Source organism: Intrasporangium sp. (genome assembly GCF_030452765.1).
Lineage (GTDB): Bacteria > Actinomycetota > Actinomycetes > Actinomycetales > Dermatophilaceae > Intrasporangium_A.
Genome location: NZ_JAKDLO010000265.1, coordinates 1 through 4,496, shown reverse-complemented (window position 1 = coordinate 4,496; position 4,496 = coordinate 1). Strand labels below are relative to the sequence as shown.

Below are 4,496 nucleotides of genomic sequence, written 5' to 3'. Positions count from 1 at the left end.
GGGCCAGCACATGGGTGGCCAGCCGGGCCAGCACAAGGGTGGCCAGCCGGGCCAGCACATGGGCAACGGCGCTCACCACGGCATGGGCGCCGGCGTCGGGCAGGGCAGTGGCCCGGGTGCCGGCCAAGCCGGGTGACCGCCCCAGGGTCGACGGCAACGCATGAGCCCTGACCGTGAGGCTGTGCGTGGTTGGGGTCGTCCAGACGACCCCAACCACGCACAACATCCGGCAGCCCTAGGCTCGAGCCGTCCGCTTCGCACGGCATGAGGGAGCACCGATGGCCCGCCGGGTCCTCGTCGTCGACGACGAGTCGCAGATCCGCACGCTGCTGCGTGCCTATCTGGAGGCGGAGGGCTTCGCGGTCACCGAGGCATCGACCGGGGCCGACGCGCTCCAGCAGGGGCTGGACCCCACGGACCCGCCCGATCTCGTCCTGCTCGACATCGGCCTACCTGACCTCGACGGCCTCGAAGTGCTGACGACCCTGCGCCGCCAGTCCGACGTCTACGTCATCCTCGTCACGGCCCGAGCCGAGGAGGTCGATCGGATCGTCGGCCTCTCGGTCGGCGCCGACGACTACGTGACCAAGCCGTTCAGCCCCCGCGAGGTCGTGGCCCGGGTCAAGTCGGTGCTGCGCCGGGCCCGGGCCGCTGCCGACCTGACTGAGCCGAACCCCGACCCCGTCCTGCGGTTCGCCGGACTGACCATCGACCCGGTACGCCGCGAGACACTCGTCGACGGCCACGAGGTCACCGTCACCCGGCTCGAGTTCGACATCCTCGCGGTGCTCGCCTCGTCTCCCGGGCGGGTCTTCTCCCGAACGCAGCTGCTCGACCGGGTCTGGGGCTACGACTTCTACGGCGACGAGCGGGTCGTCGACGTCCACATCCGCAGCATCCGCAAGGCCCTCGGGGACGACGCGACCGACCCGCGCCTGATCGGCACCGTCCGTGGCGTCGGGTACAAGTTCCTCGCCGAACCGGAGGGCAGGCCATGACCCGCTTCCTCACTCGGCTCGACCTGCGCCTGGTCATCAGCCACGTCCTCGTCGCCGTCGTCGGTGGCGCGGTGACCTTCCTGCTCGTCCGCGGGTTGGCCCCCAACATCTTCGACCGCGAGACCCACATGATGGACGGCCGGCACGGCGGGATGCCGGGCGGCATGCCCGGGGCCGGACCCGGACTCGGCCAGCAGGTGCGCGACCAGTTCGTCTCGGCGGTGGACTCTGCCCTGGTGATCGGCGTGCTCGCCGGCCTCGTCGCTGCGGGCCTCTTCGGTGCCTACGCGGCCTACCGGCTCACCCGGCCCCTCGCGGCCCTCGGCGTGGCGACCCGGGAGATCGCCGGCGGGCACTACGCCGTCACCATCCCGCAGCCGGGCACCCTCGAGCTCGACGCGCTCGCCGACGACGTGCGGACGCTGGCGCACGCGCTGCAGGAGACCGAGACGCGCCGGACCCGGTTGCTGAGCGAGGTCGCCCACGAGATGCGCACCCCGCTGACCGTCCTCGACGGCTACCTCGAGGGGATGATCGACGAAGTCCTGCCGGCCACCCCGCAGACGCTGGCCCAGATGTCCGGGGAGACGCGGCGGCTGCGTCGCCTGGCCGAGGACCTGTCGGCTCTGTCCCGGGCCGAGGAGGGTCGGCTCGAGCTCGCACCGCACCTGACCGACCTGCGTCAGGTCGTCGTCGCCGCGGTCGAGCGGCTCGTCCCGCAGGCCGAGGACGCCGGCGTCACCCTAACCCTGAGCCGTGGCCCCGGCACGGTGCCGGTGACCGTCGATGCCGACCGGGTGGCCCAGGTGGTCACCAACCTCGTCGGCAACGCCCTGCAAGCCACCCCTTCCGGAGGCCGTGTCACCGTGGACGTCGCGACCGAGGCGAGCCACGCCGTTGCATCTGTCACCGACACCGGAGAGGGCCTCGCACCAGCCGACCTGGAGCGCATCTTCGAGCGGTTCTATCGCGTCCCTGACCGTCGCCGTTCGGGCGAGCCCGGCTCGGGCCAAGGCGGATCGGGCATCGGCCTGACCATCTCGCGGCGCATCGCCGAAGCCCACGGCGGCACCCTCGTCGCGACGTCACCGGGACGAGGACGCGGTGCCACCTTCACCCTGACGCTCCCGCTGTCGTGACGGATCATCCTGCGCCACAAGCGGACTGGACGACTCGCCGGGAGGCGGGCTCAGGGAGATACAGTATGCCGCTGAGCTCGCTGCCCTGGTCCGGCCGCACTCGCACGCGCAGCACTTCGCCGATCTGGCTGCACGTCTCCGCGACGACCTGTCCGGCACGTGCGCTCCCTCTGCCCGGTCACGGCGCCCGATCTACCCGAGCCGTCTCGTCGGACGTCAGCAGGACGACATTCCCATCGGGGTCGTCGACCATGGCCGCGTACGGGCCGACAGTCTGCGTCGGTGGCATCCGGCCGTGATAGCCGGCGTCGACGAGGTCGGCCCATCGTTGGTCGACGGCGCCGTTCTCGCCCGCGTAGAACTCGAGCAATTGCTGGTAGCCGCCGTTCGGGCGGGACCAGGCCGGGTCATAAGCGGATGCAAACGAGGTCGTCAGCAGCAGGCTGACTCCGCTGCCCATTCGGTGGATGACGACAGGTCGACCCGGTCCTGGGTCGGCAAGGTCGAGGCCGACGCGACGATAGAACTCGATCGACGCCGGCAGGTCGCGGACCTCGAGAATCACCATGCTCAGCTGCATCTCCATGTCCACGACTGTCCCACCCGGCACGACGGTCTCGCCCGCTCGTTGCCGAGCCTGCCGACGAACGACCGTTGGTCGACGCCACGTCGCGACACGCCCATGTCACTGGGCTTGCTTCTCGCGCAAGGCTCCTCGCGGGCGCCGCTGGTTACCTCAAACCGAGATGACGTCGACTCGTCGGATGTGTGGCAAGAACGCTACACTGTGCCACGTGACCACCGTGGCGTCCCGCGACCTTCGAAACCACACTGCTGCTGTGCTCAAGCAGGTGGCTGAGGGTGCGGAGGTCACGGTGACCGTGCACGGGGAGCCGGTCGCGCTCATCACCCGGCCGCGGCACCGACGACGGGCAGGGCTGCCCAAGGCAGAGTTGCTGGCCCTGCTGGACCGTCAGGAGCCGGACCCGACTCTGTCCGATGACATCGCCTGGATCTCCGAGGGTTCAACTGGTGAGCTGGGTCCCGTTCGGTGACGGAGGGTTTGGCGGACACCAGTGTCTGGATCTCCGCGGAGCTGGGCCGACAGCTTGATCGGGTAGGGCTTCCCGACGTGCTCCGGGTCAGCGTCATCACGCTGGCCGAGCTTCAGGCCGGCGTCTTGGCCGCGGCGGACCCGAGGACCGCTTCGACGCGGCTGCGGACCCTCCAACTCTCCCAGGAGAGTGAGCCCCTGCCGGTCGACGCGGCCGTCGCCCAGGAGTGGGCGTTGCTCCGGGTCGAGGTCACCCGTGCCGGGAGGCGGGTCAACGTGAACGACCTGTGGATCGGTGCCACGGCCCGCGCGAACAGGCTGCCTGTGGTCACGCAGGACGGTGACTTCGACGTGTTGGCAATGCTTGGGCTGATCGATCTGGTCCAGGTCTGACCTTCGCTTGCTCACGTGACGCGCACGCTCCCAGGCTCCGTCCTCCGAGCCTTGGCGCCTTGTCGTGGATGGCTGCCGAACCGGTGAGGATGCCCCGACCGAGCGGTGAGTACGGCACGAGGCCGATACTCGCCCGTTCACCAACGAGCGGCTCGTCGGGAACGCGATCCGCGACCGGCGCGACGCGGTCGTCGTGGCAACGAAGTTCGGCAACGAGCGCGCCGAGGAGCGCGACCAGCGCACCCGGCTCGACCGCCTGCCCCGGCCGGACCACGACGAACGCCTTCGGGCGCTCGCCCCACCGGTCGTCCGGGGCGCCGATGACCGCGGCCTCGAGGACCGCCGGGTGCGACAGCAGGGCCTGCTCGACCTCGACGGTGGAGATGTTCTCGCCGCCCGACACCACGACGTCCTTGGCCCGGTCGCGCAGCTCGACGTAGCCGTCGGGGTGCAGGACGCCGAGGTCCCCGGAGTGGAACCACCCACCCCCGAACGCCTTGGCCGTCGCCTCCGGGTCCCTGAAGTAGCCGGTCATGACATTGTTGCCGTGCATGACGATCTCGCCCATCGGGACCTTGGTCAGGTGCGCGGCGTGGGTGAGAGTTGTGTACTGGGATCGGTGACCCACAAGTCGCCACAGCCCGGGAGGCGATCCGCTCATGACATTCGTCTGGTTCATCGTCTGGTTCATCGCGAACCTCGTTGGCGACCACGAACCGCTCACCTTCGACCCCGTCAACGCCTGGGTCGGCACCCTGATTCTGGCCATCGCGCTCGACCTTGCCGCGTCCCACGCCGTCGGTGCGAACTCGAGGCGCGGGCACTGACCCCTGGGGTCCATCAGTACGCTGACGAGGATGAGCCGCATCTTCACGACCAGCTTCGCGTCGGTATATCCCCTCTACCTGACGA

The 4,496-nt window shown here is 70.0% G+C and carries 6 protein-coding genes and 1 pseudogene; 5 read left to right on the top strand and 2 right to left on the bottom strand.

Translation table 11 applies throughout. The features are described 5' to 3' along the window. The first annotated feature begins 278 nt into the window (after positions 1 to 278). Together L0H79_RS20955 and L0H79_RS20950 are read left to right on the top strand one after the other, a co-directional pair. Entirely contained in the window at positions 279 to 998 is a 720-nt protein-coding gene (locus L0H79_RS20955; protein WP_301486600.1) for a response regulator transcription factor, read from the top strand. Continuing rightward, complete coding sequence (locus L0H79_RS20950; RefSeq protein WP_301486599.1) at positions 995 to 2,137, top strand: cell wall metabolism sensor histidine kinase WalK; 1,143 nt, start codon at positions 995 to 997, stop codon at positions 2,135 to 2,137. The genes L0H79_RS20955 and L0H79_RS20950 overlap by 4 nt, the downstream gene beginning before the upstream one ends. 178 nt (positions 2,138 to 2,315) lie before the next feature. Here the strand turns inward: L0H79_RS20950 and L0H79_RS20945 are convergent, their stop codons facing one another. Then, positions 2,316 to 2,723 carry a VOC family protein gene (locus tag L0H79_RS20945; protein ID WP_301486598.1) on the bottom strand — a complete coding sequence of 136 codons (408 nt, stop codon included), beginning with the start codon at positions 2,721 to 2,723 and terminating at the stop codon, positions 2,316 to 2,318. A gap of 208 nt (positions 2,724 to 2,931) precedes the next feature. Between L0H79_RS20945 and L0H79_RS20940 the strand changes: the two genes are divergently transcribed. Continuing rightward, complete coding sequence (locus L0H79_RS20940) at positions 2,932 to 3,192, top strand: type II toxin-antitoxin system Phd/YefM family antitoxin (protein ID WP_301486597.1); 261 nt, start codon at positions 2,932 to 2,934, stop codon at positions 3,190 to 3,192. 8 nt (positions 3,193 to 3,200) lie between these two features. Beyond that, the gene (locus L0H79_RS20935) at positions 3,201 to 3,584 is read left to right on the top strand and encodes a PIN domain-containing protein (protein ID WP_301486595.1); all 384 of its coding nucleotides are present in this window, start codon (positions 3,201 to 3,203) and stop codon (positions 3,582 to 3,584) included. A gap of 232 nt (positions 3,585 to 3,816) precedes the next feature. Here L0H79_RS20935 and L0H79_RS20930 read toward each other — a convergent pair. Next, positions 3,817 to 4,152, bottom strand: a pseudogene (locus L0H79_RS20930) (acyl-CoA synthetase); the annotation flags it as partial. Positions 4,153 to 4,243: 91 nt separating this feature from the next. Between L0H79_RS20930 and L0H79_RS20925 the strand changes: the two are divergent. Further along, a complete protein-coding gene (locus L0H79_RS20925) occupies positions 4,244 to 4,411 on the top strand; it encodes a hypothetical protein (protein WP_301486593.1) in 168 nt (55 codons plus the stop codon). The last annotated feature ends 85 nt before the right edge of the window (positions 4,412 to 4,496 follow it).

Bases quoted from the DNA above. Each gene is read 5' to 3' on its own strand.
- L0H79_RS20955 (WP_301486600.1), top strand. From the start codon at position 279: ATGGCCCGCCGGGTCCTCGTCGTCGACGACGAGTCGCAGATCCGCACG.
- L0H79_RS20950 (WP_301486599.1), top strand. From the start codon at position 995: ATGACCCGCTTCCTCACTCGGCTCGACCTGCGCCTGGTCATCAGCCAC.
- L0H79_RS20945 (WP_301486598.1), bottom strand. From the start codon at position 2,723: ATGGAGATGCAGCTGAGCATGGTGATTCTCGAGGTCCGCGACCTGCCG.
- L0H79_RS20925 (WP_301486593.1), top strand. From the start codon at position 4,244: ATGACATTCGTCTGGTTCATCGTCTGGTTCATCGCGAACCTCGTTGGC.